This window comes from Nocardia sp. NBC_00403, assembly GCF_036046055.1.
Taxonomy (GTDB): Bacteria; Actinomycetota; Actinomycetes; order Mycobacteriales; family Mycobacteriaceae; genus Nocardia.
Genome location: NZ_CP107939.1, coordinates 4,992,290 through 5,011,897, shown reverse-complemented (window position 1 = coordinate 5,011,897; position 19,608 = coordinate 4,992,290). Strand labels below are relative to the sequence as shown.

The following is a 19,608-nucleotide window of genomic DNA, read 5'->3' as shown; positions in this document are numbered from 1 at the left end:
CGACGACCGTGCCCGCAGGAGAGCGACGTTCGGGTTCCACGGTGGCTCCTTCGCGGCCTGGTTGCATTGGGCAAACGTTTTCCTATGTGCTTCGGCACAGTAGTATTACCGAAGCGCTCGTGACAATGCCCGGGCGACAGAAAGGTAGTGTCATGACGCTGCAACGTAGGGTGACGATCCACGACGTGGCGCGGGTCGCTGGCCTGTCCACGTCGTCCGTGTCGCGAGCCCTGACGGGCGCCCGTCGTGTGAACCCCGATGTGGCCGCGCGTGTGAAGGAGGCCGCGCTGCTGCTCGGGTACCGTCCGGATGCTGTCGGCCGGTCCCTCAGACGGCAGGAGACCGGAACCCTCGGCCTCGTGGTCCCCGACATCACCAATCCGTTCTTCCCGTCGCTCGTGCAGGCTGTCGTGGAACGGTCGCGTGGCGCCGGCTTCGGTCTTCTCTTGGTCGACTCGCGGAACAGCGCCGACCTCGAGGCCGAAAGTGTGCGACTTCTGCTCGACAAACGGATCGACGCACTGTTGATCTCGGCGAGCCACCGATTTCTGAGCAAAGCAACGATCGACATGGCGGCGCAGACAGTTCCGGTGATCCAACTCGACCGCGTCGTCGATGAGCAGAAGGCGTATGTGCGCATGGATCAACGTGCAGCGATTGAACTCCTCGTCGATCATATGGTGGCCCAGAACCGCATCCATCTGGCGTTCCTCGGCTCCGATCCCTCCGTCGCCACCTCATGGGAACGTCAGGAGGCGTTTCTGCAGATCGCGCCCGACAAGGATCCCGCAGCGGCAGGACGAGTCCTGGTCGGAGATTTCACTGTCGAGTGGGGCCGCGACGCTGCCCACAAGGTACGGCGCCTCTGGCCGGAAGTGAACGGCGTGATCTGCGCGAACGATCTCATCGCCCTGGGCGCACTTCAGGAGTTCACGGCGCAGGGCCTGTCCGTGCCCCGCGACATCTTGATCTCAGGCTTCGACGACACGCTTATCGCCCAGGCGAGCGGGCTCACCTCCGTGCGGCAGCCGGTCGACGACATGGCCGAGATCGCCGTGCCAGATCTCGTCGCCGGCGTCCGTGGCGACGACGATCCACTGCACGCAGTCCTCGAGCCCGAGCTCGTCATCCGCGACTCCAGCAGGTTGCGCACGGTTACCGGCTGACCCGCCAGTGTTCCCAAGGCTGGACATGCCGTCTTCCGCAAGCCGTGTTGGGATAGAGCACACATCTCGGCAAACGTTTGCCGGATGGGCTATCGAACAGTTCCACTCCCCCGATGCTGGAGTTAGAAGTGGCCATATCCAGGTTCCGTGCGGTGGTCGCGCTTGTCGCGAGCGTTGCCGCGCTTATCGGTGTCACAGCATGTTCCTCATCGGACGGCGACGCCAAGCACCTCGTCGTCTACAGCACAGATCCGGGGAACCCGAACTACCAGAAGGTCCTCGACGAGTTCGGCAAGGAGAACGGCGTCTCGATCTCTGTCGTCAGCTATCCGAGCTCGAGCTTCATCCAGCAGTTCACCCCCGCCGTCAACAGCAGGAGCCAAATCGATGTCCTGCTCGCCAACGGGCAGGACATCCGCTACTTGCAGAGCCGCGGGCTCGTGGGCTCTCTCGGAGGTGACGTCGACACCAGTGACCTGATTCCGGCGGCTTACGCGCCTTTCACCATCAACGAGAACCTCTACGCGGTCGGGGTCGGTGGTGTGAACGTGACGGCGTTCGTCTACAACCAGGCGATCTTCGACAGGTACGGACTCACAGTGCCGAAGACGATCGACGACCTCATCGCCGACGCGAAAAAACTGCAGGGCACTGGGGTGGCACCGGTCAGCGTGCCGGGCGGCCAGACATACCTTTGGCCGATGTGGATGATGCAGATGCTTCAGCAGACCACGAAGAACACCTCGACGGAGACGACGTTCAACACGTTGCAAACCGGCAGTCCCGCGTTTGATTCGACGGAGTACACCCAGGCCCTGGCCCAGATGGCCAGGCTCGGTGCCGGTGATGTCTTCGCCAACGGGTGGCAGGGTCTGCAGGAGCCAGCTGCGGTCTCACTGTTCACTCAGGGCAAGGCGGCGATGTTCTTCGGCGGTTCCTGGGACATATCGACCATCGTGCAGCAGGCGCCGTCGATGGATGTCAAGGCGTTCCCGTTCCCGAATTTCGTGCCCGGCGTAACGTCGACAGGATTCGGCGGAGCCGGTGTCGTCGCCGCCAGATACGGGAAGATCAACCCGATCCGTAAGACTCTCGCCGACAAGTTGGTGACGTACATGGCTTCGGCCGCTGTCGACAGGCAGCTCCTGTCCGGAGGCGAGGCCATCTGCCTGCCGACAGTGAAATCCGTCAAGCCGCCGGCATCCACGACGTTGCAGACCCAGCTCATGAACGACGTTGTCCCGACCGCGAGCACCTACCTCGACTGGTACTGGCCCAAGCAGGTGACCGCCGCCTACCAGAACAACATGGTCGGTGTGGTCTCCGGATCGAGAACACCGCAGCAGGCGTCGCAAGACGTGCAGAACGCATTCACCCAAGCCAAGTCAGGCGGATGGAAATTCAATTGATGCACTGCTGCGCGAGTCCGCACAGTCGTCTCAAAACGGTCTGTACGGCCTCCGCACCGTCGCCGCGTGCCCGCTCCACGACCGCCTCGATCGACCGCTGATGGTTGCCGACCTTCTGCGCCGGGCACACCTTTTGCCGTTCTCGTCGACCGTACACACGTGATGCGACGCCTTGCCGAGGTCGATACCGCTCCGACCCTCACTGGTCGGCACCAACCCCAGACACCGACAACCTCAGGAAGAACCGATGGCAGCGCAGACGCAAGCTGTGCACGTACCACGGCGGCGGTCCCGCCGGTTCCACTTCGACCCCTGGGCGCTGATCATGGCGCTGCCCGGGCTCACGCTCTTCGCGATCTTCATGCTGTGGCCATTGGTCAACGCCTTCGCGAACAGCCTGTTCTCCTGGGATGGCCTCGGCCCCAAGGTATTCGCTGGCGTACAGAACTACAAACAAGTCTTCACATCATCGCAGACATACCAGACGCTCGAGCACACGGCGATCTATGCGATCGGAACGGGCGTCGCCAAGGTCGTGCTCGCGCTCCTCATCGCGCTGCTCGTTGCACGACGTACTCGTGGTGTGGCCCTATTCCGCTCCGTCATCTTCATACCGGTACTGATGTCGTTCGTGGCCGTCGGTGTACTGTGGACCTTCATTCTCGACCCAAACCAGGGCCTTCTCAACGGAACGCTCGGCGCGCTCGGCTTGCCGCACACCACGCCGTGGCTCGGACAGCCCGGCTTGGCTCTGTGCTCGGTGATGGCCGTCGACGTGTGGAAGTGGCTGGGCTATCACGTCATCCTATTCGTCGCCGGCCTTCAGGCCGTGCGACCCGAACTCTACGAAGCAGCCAAGGTCGATGGTGCGGGGCGAATCGCCTTGTTCTTCCACGTGACGGTGCCGTCCATGCGCACGATGATCGGTTTGAACCTCATCATCGCAATCGCGGGCGGCTTCAATGTCTTTGATCTCGTTTACGTCATGACGAAAGGCGGTCCAGACGGATCCACCGACACCGTCATGACATTCATGTATCGACAGGCATTCGACGTGCAGCAGTACGGGTTCGCCTCCGCCCTTGCTTCAGTCTTGTTCGTAGTCGTGGCCGTCGTCACCCTCATCCAGATCCGGCTGCTTCGTTCGGATTACAACGCATGAAAGGGGACGAATTGATGGTCGACACCGGTGTCGCCGTTCCCGCCGCGGGCCTGGCGACCGCTGCGAATGAACCGGCGCGGAAAACCCGTCGTAAGCGCAGATTTATATTCGGAATGCCCAGGGCAGTCGCGCTGATCCTGTTGTGCGCCCTATTCGTCTATCCGCTGGTCTGGATGGTACTCGGCGCGTTCAAAACGCAGAGCACCTTCTTCGCGAACCTTTGGGGCCTGCCCTCCAACTGGGACTTCCAGAACTTCTTCGATGCATGGTCGGTCGGCAACATCGGCCGCTATCTGCTGAACAGCGTGATCGTGACCGGGTTCAGCGTGCTCCTGGTCCTCGTTCTCTCGCTTCCTCTTTCCTTCGCCTTGGCGAGGACCCGGTTCATCGGGGGCAAAGTGATCTTCGGGTTGTTCATCATCACCCTGTTCATGCCACTGCAACTGCTCATCATCCCCATGTACGAGCTCGAAGCGAATCTCGGCATCATCAACACTTATTGGGGACTCATCCTCCCGTATGCTGCTGGTGCGCTTCCCTTTTCTGTGGTGTTCGCGACTTCGTTCTTTCAGGGCCTTCCAGCCGAACTCGACGAGGCCGCACGGTTGGATGGCTGCAACCTAGGACAGATATTCGTATGGATATGCCTGCCTTTGTCACGCCCCGCAATAGCCACGATTGTCATCCTCACATTCTTGAACACCTGGAACGAATTCATTCTCGCCCTCACACTGACCCAGTCCGACAGCGTCCGAACAATCCCGGTCGGATTACTGAACTTCAGCCAGCAGATGGGACAGACAAACTATCCGCAGTTGTTTGCGGCCCTGACCATGGCGACGACCCCGATCTTCGTCGTATTTCTCTTGACGCAGAAGCAGTTCATCTCCGGGCTTGTGGAGGGGGCGGTCAAATAGCCGCACATGGAGGTCGCTCGACGGACCCGCAGGCGACGAAACTATACGCGCCCCAGATCTTTCGGCTCTGTGGTTTCAACTGTGGTACTGCACACCAGAATGTCGGATCGCTTTGTGCCGCTGTGATTGTCGGGGTGCGGCGCCCGCACGGTGTGGCTTCCCGACGGTGGTGGTACCGCAGGGGCGACTCTTGTGGTCGAAGTGAAGTTGTTTCGCTCACGTTGACGCGTCGGAAGGAAGTAGCGAAAGGTATGGCAATGATGTCGAGGCGGAGTCGGTGGTGGCGTGTATTGGCTGGGCCTGCTGTCGGGGCCGTGCTGGTGGCCGGATGCAGTGCACCGAGCGTCGGCACGCCCGACCCGAAAACAGCGGAACACACCGAATCCGAAGCGCCGCTGGTCGGTTGGGACACCTACCGCCGGCTGGATCGACTGCCGAATCTACCGGGCGGATCTCGGACACTCGAGTTCTCCAGTTTCGATCGTTCCGGCGGCACGTACGAGGCGTACACCGGCAATCAGAACGGCAGCGGGGGATGTCTGAGCACCGGCGGTGCGGGATGTGTGATCGCCCAAGACGCGGGCGCGGGCGAGATCTCCTCGATCTGGTTCACCAATGATGTCAACGGTGTTCGAGGTGATGTATCGGCCATGGGGGACATCCAGATCGAGCTCGACGGTCGAACCGTGCTGGACGCGCCGCTGCAGTCGGTGGTGGACGGCCGGCTCGGCGCCCCATACGTGTTCCCGCTTGTAGCGAATGCCGAGCAGGCTGCGGGCGGGGTGTATCTCAAAGTGCCGATGGCGTACCGCGACTCGATGCGCATCAGTGTCCAAGCGAAGTTGAAGTACTACCACGTCTACTATCGTCATTTTCCGGATGCCAACGGGGTGCGGACTTTCGATCCGTCCGACCGCGCCGACGACGTGGTGACGCTCCTTCGGGCGGCCGGGACCCGCGACCCCAAACCCGCGATGCCGGACACTCACAACGACATCCACACCGTCGACCTCCCACCCGGCGCCGAGGTTCCAGTCGCCACGCCCACCGGATCCGGCAGTATCCTTGCGCTGCGGTTGCGCCTGCCGACCGACAGCGACGAGGTCAGAGCCGGTCTGCAGCTGCGGATCACGTTCGACGGGCACCAGACCGTCGATGCCCCGGTCGGGGAATTCTTCGGCTCGGGATTGGGTGCCGCACCGGTGCGGTCGTTGCTGTTCGCGGCCGATCCGAACGGCTGGATGTCGAGCTGGTGGCCGATGCCGTACGGGCACGACGCGAAAGTAAGCCTGGTCAACACTACGAAGAATCCGGTGACCGGAGTACAGACCGACGTCGCGTCCGCGCCGGATCCCCGCTGGGCGAAGGCGCTGGACAACCGTAGCGTCGGGTATTTCACCACCATCTCTCGCGCCGAGCCGACCACGTCCGGCAAAGACTGGATATTCGCCGATCAACACGGGCACGGCAAGGTCGTCGGCGTCAACGAGACCATGCGCGGCACCCGCACCCCGACCTCGTTCTCGCCCGCAGTCCCCACCTTCCTCGAAGGCGCCGACCGCGTCTATGTGGACGGGTTGCGTTCGCCGCAGCTGTATGGCACCGGGACCGAGGACTTCTACGAGGGCGGCTGGTACTACCTGGCGCATATCGAGTGGTATCCCGACAACCCGGCCGAGCCCGATCACTTCCCGGTCGGCGGCACGATCTATACCGCCCCATTCACCGGGATGCCGGCCCACCGCGACGCCGGTCCCGGCTGCCCCGACTATTGCCTGTCCACCTACCGGGTGATGCTCGCCGACGCCATCGGTTATCGGTCCGGGATACGGTTCGGGATGGAACACGGCAAACGCGACCTCATCGACGCCGACTACAGCTCCACCACCTTCCTCTACACCCAGCCCGACGCCGCGACGACCGGCAGCGACAGCATCGATCTCGCCGATCCGGCCAGTCGTGCCCAGCATGCGTACGCCGACCCCGACAGCACCCAGTACCACCTGGTCAGCCAGTACGAGGGGACCGAGGACGCGGTCGCGGTACCCGGCACGGTCGAGGTGGGAAGCGGCAGGGTCACCTTCCGGCTGCGGATACGTCCCGACAACCACGGCGTTGTGTTGCGCCGAATCTCCGACCAGATCGCCGGCAACCAGTCCGCCCAGGTACTCGTCGACGACAAACCCGCCGGAACCTGGCTTCAAGCCCGCAGCAACGATATCCACCGTTGGCTGGAAGACGCCTACCTGCTGCCGGAGTCGACAACCGCCGGCAAAACCGAGATCACGGTGACGCTCACGCCCACAACCGGCGCGCCACCGTGGACAGCCACACAGTACTCCGCCGACCCACTGGCAGGATGAAGCTTCATCCCCGGTACGAGGCGTCATTCCTCCAGCTGGGTGCACCCAGCTGGGCCAGAATCCTGAGAGGGGCCTGTCCAAGCTCACCACCAGTACAGTCCCTTCGACGCCTTTTCGCCCGCAAGGCGGCACCAGTAGAAGGTGACATCGAAACCTGGCACATCCTCCTCGGCGATTGCGGTGTCAGTTGTGACGAATCACCTACTGACATTCCGGCCACACGGAGCCCGGCTCGGGAAGCGCTGGGGAATCACTGACATGCCGTGACGAGACTTACTGACACGATTGACGAATCCGCAGCTCGCTCAACTGACACACGAGTGCCGAGTCTCAGAATGACCAAATTCGAGAAATCTGGCGTGCGCTGCCCTGGCGGCATCACTCATATCGCGCATACTTTCGACAAATTCCCGTGCACCAGCGACACATTGGGTGTGTGCCTCGGAGTAGGCCTGGGCGGCAACGCTTTCCCAGCCGCTGCCGGTCAAGGTCGCGACTCGGTCGTCGATCTCGTCGAGATGCTCGCCTATGAACCCAGCGAGCCCTGACAGACGTGCCACGATCTCATCGAGATGGTCCAAGTCAACCTTGAATTCAGAGCTCATGGCAGATCCAAACTCGACGTGTTCAACGCCGAGGCGTTGCCATCGGGGCTGCCGCGGCCGAACGGCGAGTATTCGTCCTTTGCAGCGTGTTTGGAGTGCACCTCGGTGGCCGAGCGGACGATCGATCCGCCAGTGGTGTGGAGAAGTTTCCGCGCTGATCCTGCAACTGCACTCGCGTGGTTCGATGCCAGTACCTATCGGGTCGTTCATGCTTCGGTTCGACGCTGGATGCGCGAACCCAGGAGTCGAACCCCGAATCCATGTGCACCACACGGGTTTTCTCTCCGACAGGTTCAGACCCGTCGGCGCAAGAATCTCGGCGACCTCGGTTCGGGCAGGGTCGGCATGTTGTTGATTGCCGTGGACCAGGACCACGAAGTCGTCCCCGTAGCGGACGACCTTGTAGGTCGCACCCCCGGCACGGTGCAGACGTGTGTGCGACTTGTCGTGCCTTGGAGGCCGATTCGGCGTCTAGCCGCCGGTAGACGAGGTGCTGCTGCGCGAGAGTCCACGCATTGCCCAACGTCAAGCATTGCAGGCGGACTATCGGCGCACTCGAGGTCCTTGCTATGGGCTAGGCCGTGCGCGCCTGCAAGTGGTAGACGACCGAGACTGTGCTCAACACCTGCCGTACGCCGACCGGCGCCCAGGTCGCCGACGCGTCGTGTTCGACGACCGGGTCGACGAGCGAGAGGACCCTTCCCTTGGTCTCCAGCTCGAAAGCACCTGCGGCGCAGATGTTCTTGACCCAATCGACATCACGGCCGTAGGTGAGCGCGATACGGTAGACGCCGTCGCTTTCGAAGACCCAGACCGGAGTTCGGTAGGCGCGACCGGATTTTCGACCCTTGTGCACGACGACGCCGAATGGCGGAACCTTGCCTGCGAGGCGGTTCGCCGCGGGATTGGTGACGTGTCGGTTGAAATTCGCCAGTGCGCGCGGAAGCACCATCGGGGCGATCCTCTCTCCAGGTGGCGTGCGGCACTCACGTTACTCTCGACCGGTGTCAGCTCAATCGAACTCGGAGATGATCGCGATCTACGACCAGGCAGGAAGCGTAGTCGGTGCAGCCGATCGCGCCACGGTCTACCGTGACGGAATCTGGCACGCCAGTGCTGGTGTGCTCGTTCGATCCGGCGACGGCACGCGCATCTATGTGCACCGCCGCACCGACACCAAAATGGTGTTCGCCGGCATGCACGATTGTCTGGCCGGTGGCGTCGTCGAGCCCGGCGAAACACCCGCGCAGACCGCGGTCCGCGAACTCGCCGAGGAGCTGGGCATCACGCTGCCGGCGGGTACGACCCTGCCGCTGCTGCGCACGACTTCCTGGGACGGCGAATGGCACGGCCGGCCGATGCGCTGCCATCTGTTCGCCTATGAATTGCGCTACGACGGTCCCCTGCGGCATCAGCCCGAAGAGATCGCCGACGGCTGGTGGTGGACCGACGCCGAACTTGCCGCCCACCTGGCCGACCCGACCTGGCCTTTCGTTCCCGACACGCGCATCCTCGTCAAGGGCGTGCTGGGTTGACTCCCCCGGTCGTCCCGGCGGCCGGAGGGAGCCACCTCCACGGTGGATCCCACGGCCGCCGGGATGACGTCGGCTGATCTGCCGCGGCAGATCAGCCGGCGCTGCCGCTGCCGACCTTCAGGATGGATTCGACGATCATGGCCACGACTTGGAGCAATTCCATATTTCTTTCCCAGCTTCGTGTGGTGTGGAACATTGACGAAGCTGGAAGTCTCGACGAGGGAGATGTCCGGGAGGTAACCCGGTCGTGAAATGCCTGCTCAGCTCGACGAGGCGACCGATCCCGCCCATGCGGCAAACGCGCCGGGATTGCGAGTCTGCAGTAGCACCCGGCCCGGTCCGACGAAATCGAACACGAAGCCCTCACCGGATTTCAGCGACTGGATCGACCGCCCGGAGACCGCTCGGCGGATGGTGAAGTTCATCGCGAGGTCGTAGGCCACCACGTGTCCGGTGTCGATGGTGATCGGTTCTCCCGGCTGCAGATCGATGACGTCGATCGCGCCGAAAACGCCGACCACGATCTCGCCGTCGCCGTGCGCGCGCAGCCCGAAGCCGCCCTCGCCGCCGAACAGATTCGCGAAGCCACCCCACTTGCTTTCCACCTGCACGCCATGGGAATTCGCGATCCAGCCGCCGCGGCTGATGAAGAACGGGCGGTCCGGCGTGATCTGCAGATTCAGCATGTCGCCGGGCAGCGCGGGCGCCACATCGACCCAACCACCCTGCGGGGGCGCGGTGAACGTGGAGACGAAGAACGATTCACCCGCCAGCACCGAGCGCTTCAACCTGGCCAGAATCCCGCCTTCGGCCTTGGCCTGCAACGTGACTCCCGCCGAATGCGCGACCATGGCGCCGCTTTCGACCCGCATCGGCTCACCACCCGCGAGGAAGCATCTCGCGATGGTTGACGCGGGGTTATGGCGCAGTTGTACCTTCATATTCGCCGACCCTACCGCGTCCGGACGACGGCCGAGAGGCGGCGATCACGGGCGCGTCAGGGCCGGAGATCCCTGCGTCACACCGTCGTCGGTGTCACTCCAGCGATCGCAGGGTGGCGTCGTCTCGCGCGACCACGCCGCCGCCGTCAGGGGTGAGCACGATCGGCCGCTGGATCAGCTTCGGATTCGCGGCGAGCGCCTCGATCCAGCGTTCCCGGTCGGCCGCACCGCGACCCCAGCCGGACATGCCGAGATCCTTGGCGATCTGCTCGCCGGTGCGGGTGATGTCCCACGGCTCCGCGCCGAGCCGCCGCAGCACGGCGCGCAGTTCCTCGGTCGTCGGCGGATCGTCGAGGTAACGCCGGACCGTGTATTCGACGCCCGCCTCATCGAGGAACGCGGTGGCATTGCGGCTCTTGGTGCACCGCGGGTTGTGCCAGATCTCGGTCTGCCCGGAAGTCATGAACGCACACTATCGCCTTCACAGTTGCGTCCGGACGGGTCACACCCCTTGGCCACCGATAGCAACTTCATGGCGACGGAACAGGCGATACCCGCATGGGATTTACGGCAAACGGCGATGTGGGGTGGTATCGCCATGACGGCTGGACCGACGAATCAGCCACTTGGACCGGAGGTAAGGGTGGCCGCCGGATCGGCAGCGGATGGCAGTTCTACACCGAGGTCTTCGGTTCATACGATGCCAACGGCCAGATCTATGGAATCGCACACGAGGGCTTCCTCGACTGGTACCGGCACGAGGGCCGGCCCGACGGATCACCCATGTGGGTCGCAGGCGACGGCGGCAGGCGAGTCGGCGTCGCCTTTGATCATTTTTCGTGGGTAGTTCTGGGGCCGGTGGTCGAGCTCGCATAACGAAATCCGGTACCCCACGATCTCACAGATGCATCCAAACCTGCCACACCTCTGACCACGGGTGGCGCAGCCCGGTGCACTTCCAGATGGTGACGTTCTGGGTGTTGCCTTCGTAGCCGAGTCTGCTGTCGACCTTGCCGACGGGTGCTATCTGATCGAAGTTCCAGCGCAGGAAGGCTTCGTTGACGCCGACGGCAAGTACCACCGTCGCCGTGTCGGGCGGCGTGCCGAAGTAGCCGTAGCCGCGGCTCGGGCTGTAGATCGGGGGCAGCCGGTCACGGGCGAACTGGTCCAATGCACTTGCCTGCCAATAGGTATCGGTCACCACGATGGCCCCGGCCTGTTCGTCGGGAGTCAGCGAATCGTAGGCATCGGTGACCGCCGTCGTCAGCTCCGGCCAGCCGAACTCGCCGTAGACGCCGATATTGATCATCGCCTCGGCATCGTCGACGGGCGGATCGACGTGTGCCGCGTCCCGCCACGGAGTCGACATCAGCATGTAGGCCATCGCCACCGCGGCGAGCGCGATGCCGCCGCCGGTCAGCAAGCGTCGCGGCGCAGGCCGCAACCGCGTGGCCAGTTCGGTGAGCCCGACCGCGCCCGCCGCGAACATTACGCCGTACATTCCGGCCACATAGTAGACACGGCCGCCGATCGTCAGGAAGATCGCGAACAGCAACAGCAGGCTCACCGCGAGGAACCGGTAGGGACGCAGCGAGACCTGCCACAGCAGGGCCAACACGCCGTACACCAGCAGGACTGTGCCCAGATATCCCGCGGTGAGCAGGGCGAGTGGCACGAACATCACCTTGCCACCCAGAATTCCCTGTTCACCACTGATCACCATGCCCATTTCCAGTTGCGGCCAGTCGTGCCGCGCCTGCCAGATCAGCGTCGGCACCGTCGCGATGACCACGATCAGCCCGCCGAGCCACAGCAGCGGCCGCCGCAGCAACTCGCGCGGACCGAAGACCAGCGCGCTGACCGCGACGGTGATCCAGAAGAACGGGATCAACCACTTCACCTGCATATCGACTGCCGTCACCAGCGCCGCGCACAGCAGCAGCCGGTCGCGCCGCGTGCGCACCCACCGCACCACCAGCCAGGTGATGATCGCCCACAGCACGGTGTCGACGGCGTTGGTGGTGAGCATCTTGCCCTGCAACAGCAGGAACGGCGAGGTGACGTAGGCGAAAGCGGCGAACAGTTGCGCGCCGCGACCACCACCGAGCTCGCGGGCGATCATCGCGCAGAGCACGGTCGCCAGCACGGTCAGTGCGACCACCGGCAGCCGCAACACGAAATAGGACCCGGGCGCGATGGTGTCCATCAGCCGGGCCAGCATCGGCAGCACCGGACCTTGATCGGCATAACCGAAAGACGGCCGCCGTCCCGCGGCGAGGAAGTAGAGCTCGTCACCGAAGTAGTCGTAGCGGCTGATGGAGAACAGCAGCACACCCGCCGAAACCGCGGCGACGACGGCGATGCTCGTGGTCGCCAGCGGCGGGCGCCCATCGGGCGCGGTGTCGAGCTCGTGACGATCTTCGGTGTCGGTCACGCCAGCTCCTGAAGGAGTTCCGAGTCGGACGCATCGAATGTAGCGGGAAAAGGCCGTCGGATGGACTACCGGACGGTCGAGTCCGCTGGCGCGCTGTCCGAACCGATTCGATACTGGGACCATGAGCGCCGAATCGAAACCCGAAAATCCTTATGGCACACCGACCACAACCGGTCCGGAGCCGATCCCGTCCTATCAAGGCGCGATCAACAAACTCATTCGAACGCTGCTGCGGGTTCCAGGACTTTCACGCGGCGTCGGAAAGCGGCTTGCGACATTGCACGTCGTCGGGCGAAAGTCCGGGAAGGTCTACGACGTACCGGTGGCCTACACCCGGCACGACGGCGCGCTCCTGATCGGAACGGCGCTGCGACCGTGGGTCAAGAACCTCCAGTCCGGCGGCCCGATCGAGGTATCGCTCGGCGGTAAGCCACAGTCGTTCGATCCAGTGGTCTACACCGCCGAGCCGGATGTGATGCGGCTGTTCGAGATCATCGCCGAGGATAACCGGGCCAATGCCAAGTTCAACGGCATCGGTTTCGCCGCCGACGGCACACCTGTGCGGGCCGATATCTATCAGACATGGCAGCAGGGCGGGGTCGTGGTGGCATTGACCCCGCACTGACACCCGTTCAGGATGCGCCGACGTATTCGTCGGCCACCTCCAGCACCTCGTCCACGATCTCCAAGCCGGTGCGGATTTCGTCCGCCGAGGTGGTGAGCGGCGGCGCGATCTGAAAACGATTGCCGGCGTTGAACGGCCATAGTCCGTGCGCCTTCGCGGCGGCGGTCACCCTGGCCATCGGCTCGGCGGTGTCGCCTGCGGCCGCGAACGGGATCAGCGGCTGCCGGGTATCCGCGTCACGCACCAATTCCAGCGCCCAGAAGAAGCCGAGGCCACGTACCTCACCGACGCTCGGGTGACGAGTGGCCAACTCCGCCAAGCCTTTTCCGAGCACGTCAGCTCCCACCGACCGCACGTGGTCGAGAATGCCGTCGCGCTCGAATACCTCGATCGAGGCGATCCCGGCCGCGCAGGCCAGCGGATGACCCGCATAGGTGAGCCCGCCGGGGTACACCTGGTCGTCATAGCGCTGCGCGATCCGCTCGGCGATCAGCACACCACCGAGCGGGACATAGCCGGAGTTCACGCCCTTGGCGAAGGTGATGATGTCGGGCTCGACCCCGAACGCCTGTACCGCAAACCACTCCCCGACCCGGCCGAAGCCGACCATCACCTCGTCGGCGATGTAGACGATGCCGAATTCGTCGCACAGCGCGCGCACCCCCGCCAGATAGCCGGGCGGCGGGACGAGCACACCGTTGGTGCCGACCACCGTCTCCAAGATCAGGCCCGCAATGTGCTGCGGACCCTCCAGCTCGATCACCTGACGCAGATGCTTCAACGCCGCGGCGGTCTCCTCTTCAGGAGTGCTCGTGTCCCACGGTGATCGGTAGGGGTAGGGCCCGAAGAATCGCACCACGTCGACATTGGTCGGCTCCGCGCCCCAGCGCCGCGGCTCACCGGTCAAGCCGATGGCGACACCCGTGCCGCCGTGATAGGAGCGGTAGGCGGCGAGCATCTTGGTGCGACCGGTGAAGCTGCGCGCCAACCGCACCGCGTGCTCGACGGCCTCCGCACCGCCGGTAGTGAACAGCACGCGGTTCAGGTCACCGGGTGCGCGTTCGACGATCAGTCCGGCCAATTCGCTGCGCGCTTGGTTGCCGACCGTCGGCGAGATGGTGGCTAGTTTCTGGGCCTGCGCAATGATCGCAGCGACCATATCCGGATGCTGGTGGCCGATGTTCACATTCACCAGCTGGGAGGAGAAGTCGAGATATCGCTTGCCGGAGTCGTCCCAGAACCACGAGCCCGACGCACCGGTGATCGGCGTCGGATTCGCGCCACCCTGCGCCATCCACGGATAGAAGACGTGATCGGTAGTCATCTCCGGTCGCTCCGCTCTTGCCCTTCGGCATCCATCGTTCGATCGTCGGCGCTCGGCTTCGGCCGACGCGCCACCTATTTACCGCCCTCGGTCAACGTCACCTGGCTCGGCGCGAAACTCGTTCCGGTGACGTCGATTCCACCGGACTTCAGCAAGTCCAGCGCTTTCGTAACGTACTCGTTGGTGAAAGCACCGGCGTCGGGATCCTCCTTCAGGACCGTGGCGCCCTCTTGGTTACGGGTTTCCTTGGCGATCTTCACGGTGCGATCCCAGGCGGCCTGATCGATGAGCCCCACGCCGGCGGGCGAGGGCCAGATCAATTTGTTCACCTCGTTGATCTGCCACTGCTGATGCGTGGCACCCAGCGTGCTGCCCGCGGCGACGGTGATGTCGCGGCACTTGTCGACATTGTCACGGCAGAAGGCCCAGCCCTTCAGCGAGGCCGCGATGAACTTCACCGTCTGGTCCTGATACTTGGCATCCTTCAGCTTTTCGCTGTTCGCCCAGATTGCGTCCTGGAGCATGGCGACGCCCTCATCGTTCCAGTCGATCGTGGCGAAATCGTCTGCGGTGTAGAGCTTTCCGGTTGCCGGGTTCTTGGTCTCCAGCAGCTGCGCGTATTCGTTGTAGGACATGGCCTGTGCGGCGTTGAGGTCCTTGGCGAGGAAGGCATTCATATCGAACTGCTGCTGGACCAGCTTGACGTCCTTGGCCGGGTCGATGCCCGCCTTGGTCATGCCGGCGAACAGCTCGAACTCATTGCCGTAGCCCCAGTTTCCGACGGTCTTGCCGCGCAGCGCCGCCGGTCCGGCGATATTGTCGGACTTGAAGGAGACCTGTTTGGTGCCCGAGCGCTGGAAGACCTGTGCGACATCGGTGATGCCCGCACCGGCCGCGCGCGATGCCAGCGCCTTCGGCACCCAGGCGATGGCGTAATCGGCCTGGCCCTGAGCGAGTACGGTCTGCGGCACGATGTCGGTGCCCCCGTCGAGTATCTCGACCGACAGGCCCTGCTCCTTGTAGAAGCCCTGATCGACCGCCGCCAGGTAGCCTGCGAACTGCCCCTGCTTGAACCACTGCAGTTGCAGGCGGACCTTCGCCAGTCCGTCGGAGGTCGTCGTCGAGCCGTTTTCGGTGGTGCTGCAGCCGGCCAGCGCCGCGGCGGCCAGCGCTGCCAGCGCCAGACAGGCGCGCAATCGCCTGGGGGTGGGTGTCATTTCGTTCTCCAAAAGGTGTTGCGGGGTCGTCGGGTGAGTTGTTCGAGCAGCAGGACAGCGGCCAGGAAGAGCAGGCCGACGAGCATGGCGCCCGCCACATAGGCCCAGGCCCTCGGATATGCGGTATTGGCCGCGGCAGAGGTGATCCGGCTGCCGAGGCCGTTCTGCAAACCGCCGAAGTATTCGGCGATGATCGCGGCTATCACCGCTCCGGGTGCGGCGATGCGCAGACCGGTGAACAGGTACGGCATGGCCGCGGGCAGCCGGACGGTCCGGGTGATCCGCCAGCCGCCCGCCGCGTAGGAAGCCATCAGATCCGACTGAACCTGCGGAACCTGGCGCAGTCCGCGCGCGGTGCTGACGAACATCGGAAAGAACACCACGATGGTGACGACGATGCGGCGCGGTGTGTCGGTGGTGGTGGAGTACATCGAATTGAGCAACGGCGCGAGCGCGACGATCGGCACCGCCGCCGCGGCGGCGGCCAGCGGTGTGAGTAGACCATCGACCAGCCGGAAGCGCACGGCCAACATTGCGGCGGCGATGCCGAGCACCGCACCGAGCAACAGTCCGATGAGCGCGTTCTTCCCGGTCGCGCTCGCGGCGTCGACGATGCGGCCGAAGTTGTCGGTGAACTCGCGCGCGATGGCGGTCGGAGCGGGGAGCAGGAACGAGGGCACGCCTGCCGCGACGGTCAGCAGTTGCCAGAGCGCCAGACCACCGACGCCGAACACCAACGGCGGCAGCACCGTCCGCAGTGGTAGTGCACCGGCCGAGAGCGCCGCTTTCATCGCGGGTCCCGTCCGGCCGCTGCGGCGTCGGCGTCGTGGCCTTCGCGCAGTGCCGCGCGGACCGCCGCTACCGCATCGAAAAACGCGGTGCTGGAACGCACATCGTTCCCAGCGGCGGCGAGGTCGCGGCTCCAGCCATCGGTCGCGACGATGTCGGTGATGCGGCCGGGGCGCGGTGACATGACCACCACCCGATCGGAGAGGAACACGGCTTCGGGGATCGAGTGCGTCACGAAAACCACGGCCGCACCGGTCTCACCGGCAATCCGCAATAGCTCGCCCTGCATTCGTTCACGCGTCATCTCATCGAGCGCACCGAACGGTTCGTCCATCAGCAGCAGCGACGGCTTGCGGGCCAGCGCCCGCGCGATCGCGACGCGTTGCTGCATGCCGCCCGACAGCTCCGCGGGATAGCGGCGCGCGAAATCGGTCAGCCCGGCCATTTCGAGCAGTTCCGCACTGCGGGTCCGGCGCTGGGCCTTCGGCACCTTGTGCAACTCCATCGGCAATTCGACATTAGCCTGCACCGTGCGCCAATCCAGCAACCCCGCCTGCTGGAAGGCAATGCCGTAGTCCTGGTCGATTCTGGCTTGCCGTGCGGTCTTGCCGTGCACCGCGACGGTGCCGCTGCTGGGTTGCTCGAGATCCGCGATGATCCGAAGCAGGGTCGACTTGCCGCAGCCGGAAGGGCCGATCAGCGAAACGAATTCGCCCGCGGCCACGGTGAGCGACACATTCGACAGCGCGGTGACAGCACCGGCCGCGAAGATCTTGCCGACATGTGCGAGCGAGACGGCCGCCACCGACTCGACAGCGCCCGCCGCGCCGGCCGAGTGATCGACCGTCGTGCGCAGGTCCCGGGCCTCGGCCGCTCCGCTCTCCGGGAATGCGCCATCGGACCCAGCCGCTGACGAGGTGGCACCGTCGGTTGCTTCCTGGTCTGCCTTGGCGATCAACGGGTACCTCCTGAAGAGCTGCGCGCCCCGATCGGGCGGCTATAGCGACGTAATACGAACTCGGCGAGGCCGACCACGGCGGTGATCGCGACGCCGAGCAGGGCGGCGGCGAAGACGGCCGCGTACAGCCGCGAGGCGTCACCGGTGGCCTGCTGGGCGAAGACGATGATCTGGCGGCCGATGCCGCCCGCGGTCCCGGTTGAGATCTCCGCGACCACCGCACCGATCACCGAGGCCGCCGCGGCCAACCGCAGCGCGGGAAGGAAATGCGGCACCGCAGCGGGAAACCTCAGGTGCACCAAGGTATTCCACCAACTCGCCGAATAGCTGTGCAGCAATTCCACCGAGGCCTTCGACGGGGCTTGCAACCCGCGCAGCATGCCGACTGCGATCGGGAAGAAGGCGAGGTACGCGGCGATCACCGCGATACTCATCCACGGCCGCCACGGCTCACCCGCGATGACGATCTTGCCGCCCCACCCAGCGACGAGCGGAGCCAAGGCGATCAGTGGAACCGTCTGCGAGACAATGATGTACGGCAGCAAACCGCGTTCGACAAACGCGAAACGCTGCATCACCACGGCCAGCGCCACCCCCATGACGGTGCCGAGCAACAGCGCGAGCAGTGCCAGTTCAAAGGTGAATCCCGCTGTTCGCAACAGCGTTCCCCCTACCGTGCCGCTACCGTCTTTTTCTCCGAGCACGGTGATCACCGACCACGCATGCGGCAAAGCGGCATCGCTGGTGCGCGGCAATACCCGTTGATCGCCGATGCTTACCCCGCCTTCGGGCACCGCGAACTTCACCAGTTCCCATAGTCCGATAACCAGCACCAGCACGCCGATCGCATACCCGGCCCGCCGCGCCCGCCATGCCGCACTCATTTCGCACCTGCCGACACCGGCATTGGATGGGCGTCTCGCTTCGTGAGCTCACAGACCGTGTTCGGCGGAAAAGGCCACTGTCGACTCGTCATCGCGTACCCACCGACACTGTCACCGGTTGCCCGGCATGATCGACGAGCCTGCACCGAACCAGCTCGGCGCACGCTGCCGCGAGTGCCGCGGCAGCCGCCACCTGCGCGATCACTCGGCCGCCGCGGTCGCGGTGACGGGGTGCGCGATATGCGGAATAACCGACTCGCCATAAGCTTCCAGCGTCGCGGTCTTCGCGTCGTGCTGGAGGTAGACCGCGAACTGATCGACGCCGAGCTTCTCGAGTTCGCGCAAACGGGCAATCTGATCGTCGGGCGTGCCGATCAGGCAGAAGCGATCCACGATGGCGTCCGGCACGAAATCGGCATGGATGTTGCCCGCCCTGCCGTGCTGGTTGTAGTCATAGCCCTGCCTGCCCGCGATGTATTCGGTCAGTGCGGCCGGAATATCGCCGCCGGTCCCGTATTTTGTGACGATGTCGGCAACATGGTTACCGACCATGCCGCCGAACCAGCGGCATTGCTCGCGCGCATGAGCGGTCGCGCCCTCGGAGCCGTCGGTGACATAGGCCGGTGCGGCCACACAGATTTTGACCGTGCCGGGATCACGGCCCGCCCGCTCGGCCGCCGCCCGCACCCGCGCGATGGTCCACGCGGTGATGTCCGGATCGGCCAGTTGCAGGATGAAGCCGTCGGCAACCTCGCCGGTCAGGTCGAGGGCGCGCGGACCGTAGCCGGCGACCCAGACCTCGAGCTGTGAGGCGCCCGCCCATGGAAAGCGCACCACGGTGTCGCCGATGCGGGCGCTGCGACCGTTGCCGAGTTCCCTGATCACCGCGATCGATTCCCGCAGTGTGGCCAGGGTGGCCGGCTTACCGCCCAGTGTCCGCACCGCCGAGTCGCCGCGACCGATACCGCAGACGGTGCGGTTGCCGAACATGTCGTTGAGCGTCGCAAATGTGGAAGCGGTCACCGTCCAATCCCTGGTAGCCGGATTCGTCACCATCGGACCAACGACTACTTTGCGGGTGGCGGCGAGGATCTGGCTGTAGATGACGTACGGCTCCTGCCACAGCAGATGCGAGTCGAAAGTCCACACGTGTGAGAAGCCGTGCGTCTCGGCCTGTCTGGCCAGCTCGACCACCCGCGAGGCAGGGGGTGTGCATTGCAGCACCACGCCGATGTCCATGCGGCACTCTCCGTTTCGAATCAGGTGCGTCGTGTTGCGG

Annotated in this window: 19 protein-coding genes; 8 read left to right on the top strand and 11 right to left on the bottom strand. The window is 64.5% G+C overall.

Going from position 1 to position 19,608, the window contains the following annotated elements; translation table 11 throughout:
* Positions 1–41: 41 nt before the first annotated feature.
* The 5 genes from OHQ90_RS22225 (at position 42) to OHQ90_RS22205 (ending at position 7,017) form a co-directional block, all read left to right on the top strand.
* Entirely contained in the window at positions 42–1,166 is a 1,125-nt protein-coding gene (locus tag OHQ90_RS22225) for a LacI family DNA-binding transcriptional regulator (RefSeq protein ID WP_328400416.1), read from the top strand.
* A 113-nt stretch (positions 1,167–1,279) separates the two neighbouring features.
* Positions 1,280–2,575 (top strand): ABC transporter substrate-binding protein, encoded by a 1,296-nt coding sequence (locus OHQ90_RS22220; RefSeq protein WP_328400414.1) that lies wholly within the window; start codon positions 1,280–1,282, stop codon positions 2,573–2,575.
* A 247-nt stretch (positions 2,576–2,822) separates the two neighbouring features.
* Positions 2,823–3,737: a carbohydrate ABC transporter permease gene (locus OHQ90_RS22215; RefSeq protein ID WP_328400412.1), complete on the top strand. Its 915-nt coding sequence runs from the start codon at positions 2,823–2,825 to the stop codon at positions 3,735–3,737.
* On the top strand, positions 3,734–4,654 hold the full coding sequence (locus OHQ90_RS22210) for a carbohydrate ABC transporter permease (RefSeq protein WP_328400410.1): 921 nt from the start codon (positions 3,734–3,736) through the stop codon (positions 4,652–4,654). Before OHQ90_RS22215 ends, OHQ90_RS22210 begins: the two co-directional genes overlap by 4 nt.
* A gap of 260 nt (positions 4,655–4,914) precedes the next feature.
* Complete coding sequence (locus OHQ90_RS22205; RefSeq protein WP_442941486.1) at positions 4,915–7,017, top strand: glycoside hydrolase family 172 protein; 2,103 nt, start codon at positions 4,915–4,917, stop codon at positions 7,015–7,017.
* Between the two features lie 305 nt (positions 7,018–7,322).
* Here the strand turns inward: OHQ90_RS22205 and OHQ90_RS22200 are convergent, their stop codons facing one another.
* Both OHQ90_RS22200 and OHQ90_RS22195 read right to left on the bottom strand, forming a co-directional pair.
* A complete protein-coding gene (locus tag OHQ90_RS22200) occupies positions 7,323–7,622 on the bottom strand; it encodes a WXG100 family type VII secretion target (RefSeq protein ID WP_328400407.1) in 300 nt (99 codons plus the stop codon).
* A gap of 574 nt (positions 7,623–8,196) precedes the next feature.
* Positions 8,197–8,574, bottom strand: a complete 378-nt coding sequence (locus tag OHQ90_RS22195; RefSeq protein ID WP_328400405.1) for a nitroreductase family deazaflavin-dependent oxidoreductase — start codon at positions 8,572–8,574, stop codon at positions 8,197–8,199.
* A 76-nt stretch (positions 8,575–8,650) separates the two neighbouring features.
* Here OHQ90_RS22195 and OHQ90_RS22190 point away from each other — a divergent pair, with 76 nt between their 5' ends.
* Positions 8,651–9,157 carry an NUDIX hydrolase gene (locus tag OHQ90_RS22190; protein WP_328413030.1) on the top strand — a complete coding sequence of 169 codons (507 nt, stop codon included), beginning with the start codon at positions 8,651–8,653 and terminating at the stop codon, positions 9,155–9,157.
* 260 nt (positions 9,158–9,417) lie between these two features.
* Here the strand turns inward: OHQ90_RS22190 and OHQ90_RS22185 are convergent, their stop codons facing one another.
* Both OHQ90_RS22185 and OHQ90_RS22180 read right to left on the bottom strand, forming a co-directional pair.
* Positions 9,418–10,098, bottom strand: a complete 681-nt coding sequence (locus tag OHQ90_RS22185) for a TIGR00266 family protein (RefSeq protein ID WP_328400403.1) — start codon at positions 10,096–10,098, stop codon at positions 9,418–9,420.
* 94 nt (positions 10,099–10,192) lie between these two features.
* Complete coding sequence (locus OHQ90_RS22180) at positions 10,193–10,561, bottom strand: arsenate reductase family protein (RefSeq protein ID WP_328400401.1); 369 nt, start codon at positions 10,559–10,561, stop codon at positions 10,193–10,195.
* Positions 10,562–10,656: 95 nt separating this feature from the next.
* Between OHQ90_RS22180 and OHQ90_RS22175 the strand changes: the two genes are divergently transcribed.
* On the top strand, positions 10,657–10,974 hold the full coding sequence (locus OHQ90_RS22175) for a hypothetical protein (protein ID WP_328400399.1): 318 nt from the start codon (positions 10,657–10,659) through the stop codon (positions 10,972–10,974).
* A gap of 22 nt (positions 10,975–10,996) precedes the next feature.
* On the opposite strand, the gene OHQ90_RS22170 is transcribed toward OHQ90_RS22175, so the two are convergent.
* Entirely contained in the window at positions 10,997–12,532 is a 1,536-nt protein-coding gene (locus OHQ90_RS22170; protein WP_328400397.1) for a glycosyltransferase family 39 protein, read from the bottom strand.
* Between the two features lie 121 nt (positions 12,533–12,653).
* Here OHQ90_RS22170 and OHQ90_RS22165 point away from each other — a divergent pair, with 121 nt between their 5' ends.
* Positions 12,654–13,157: a nitroreductase/quinone reductase family protein gene (locus OHQ90_RS22165; RefSeq protein WP_328400394.1), complete on the top strand. Its 504-nt coding sequence runs from the start codon at positions 12,654–12,656 to the stop codon at positions 13,155–13,157.
* A gap of 7 nt (positions 13,158–13,164) precedes the next feature.
* On the opposite strand, the gene OHQ90_RS22160 is transcribed toward OHQ90_RS22165, so the two are convergent.
* From OHQ90_RS22160 to OHQ90_RS22135, 6 genes are all read right to left on the bottom strand, one after another.
* Positions 13,165–14,481: an aspartate aminotransferase family protein gene (locus OHQ90_RS22160; protein ID WP_328400392.1), complete on the bottom strand. Its 1,317-nt coding sequence runs from the start codon at positions 14,479–14,481 to the stop codon at positions 13,165–13,167.
* Positions 14,482–14,555: 74 nt separating this feature from the next.
* Entirely contained in the window at positions 14,556–15,698 is a 1,143-nt protein-coding gene (locus OHQ90_RS22155; RefSeq protein ID WP_328400390.1) for an ABC transporter substrate-binding protein, read from the bottom strand.
* Positions 15,695–16,489, bottom strand: coding sequence for an ABC transporter permease (locus OHQ90_RS22150; RefSeq protein ID WP_328400388.1), 795 nt, complete (start codon positions 16,487–16,489; stop codon positions 15,695–15,697). The genes OHQ90_RS22155 and OHQ90_RS22150 overlap by 4 nt, the downstream gene beginning before the upstream one ends.
* The gene (locus OHQ90_RS22145; RefSeq protein ID WP_442941485.1) at positions 16,486–17,292 is read right to left on the bottom strand and encodes an ABC transporter ATP-binding protein; all 807 of its coding nucleotides are present in this window, start codon (positions 17,290–17,292) and stop codon (positions 16,486–16,488) included. The genes OHQ90_RS22150 and OHQ90_RS22145 overlap by 4 nt, the downstream gene beginning before the upstream one ends.
* Before the next feature lie 149 nt (positions 17,293–17,441).
* Complete coding sequence (locus tag OHQ90_RS22140; protein WP_328400384.1) at positions 17,442–18,329, bottom strand: ABC transporter permease; 888 nt, start codon at positions 18,327–18,329, stop codon at positions 17,442–17,444.
* 201 nt (positions 18,330–18,530) lie between these two features.
* The gene (locus tag OHQ90_RS22135; protein WP_328400382.1) at positions 18,531–19,568 is read right to left on the bottom strand and encodes a TIGR03842 family LLM class F420-dependent oxidoreductase; all 1,038 of its coding nucleotides are present in this window, start codon (positions 19,566–19,568) and stop codon (positions 18,531–18,533) included.
* Positions 19,569–19,608: the final 40 nt, after the last annotated feature.

Bases quoted from the DNA above. Each gene is read 5' to 3' on its own strand.
- OHQ90_RS22220 (WP_328400414.1), top strand. From the start codon at position 1,280: ATGCTGGAGTTAGAAGTGGCCATATCCAGGTTCCGTGCGGTGGTCGCG.
- OHQ90_RS22215 (WP_328400412.1), top strand. From the start codon at position 2,823: ATGGCAGCGCAGACGCAAGCTGTGCACGTACCACGGCGGCGGTCCCGC.
- OHQ90_RS22210 (WP_328400410.1), top strand. From the start codon at position 3,734: ATGAAAGGGGACGAATTGATGGTCGACACCGGTGTCGCCGTTCCCGCC.
- OHQ90_RS22205 (WP_442941486.1), top strand. From the start codon at position 4,915: ATGTCGAGGCGGAGTCGGTGGTGGCGTGTATTGGCTGGGCCTGCTGTC.
- OHQ90_RS22200 (WP_328400407.1), bottom strand. From the start codon at position 7,622: ATGAGCTCTGAATTCAAGGTTGACTTGGACCATCTCGATGAGATCGTG.
- OHQ90_RS22195 (WP_328400405.1), bottom strand. From the start codon at position 8,574: ATGGTGCTTCCGCGCGCACTGGCGAATTTCAACCGACACGTCACCAAT.
- OHQ90_RS22190 (WP_328413030.1), top strand. From the start codon at position 8,651: ATGATCGCGATCTACGACCAGGCAGGAAGCGTAGTCGGTGCAGCCGAT.
- OHQ90_RS22185 (WP_328400403.1), bottom strand. From the start codon at position 10,098: ATGAAGGTACAACTGCGCCATAACCCCGCGTCAACCATCGCGAGATGC.
- OHQ90_RS22180 (WP_328400401.1), bottom strand. From the start codon at position 10,561: ATGACTTCCGGGCAGACCGAGATCTGGCACAACCCGCGGTGCACCAAG.
- OHQ90_RS22175 (WP_328400399.1), top strand. From the start codon at position 10,657: ATGGGATTTACGGCAAACGGCGATGTGGGGTGGTATCGCCATGACGGC.
- OHQ90_RS22165 (WP_328400394.1), top strand. From the start codon at position 12,654: ATGAGCGCCGAATCGAAACCCGAAAATCCTTATGGCACACCGACCACA.
- OHQ90_RS22160 (WP_328400392.1), bottom strand. From the start codon at position 14,481: ATGACTACCGATCACGTCTTCTATCCGTGGATGGCGCAGGGTGGCGCG.
- OHQ90_RS22155 (WP_328400390.1), bottom strand. From the start codon at position 15,698: ATGACACCCACCCCCAGGCGATTGCGCGCCTGTCTGGCGCTGGCAGCG.
- OHQ90_RS22150 (WP_328400388.1), bottom strand. From the start codon at position 16,489: ATGAAAGCGGCGCTCTCGGCCGGTGCACTACCACTGCGGACGGTGCTG.
- OHQ90_RS22140 (WP_328400384.1), bottom strand. From the start codon at position 18,329: ATGAGTGCGGCATGGCGGGCGCGGCGGGCCGGGTATGCGATCGGCGTG.
- OHQ90_RS22135 (WP_328400382.1), bottom strand. From the start codon at position 19,568: ATGGACATCGGCGTGGTGCTGCAATGCACACCCCCTGCCTCGCGGGTG.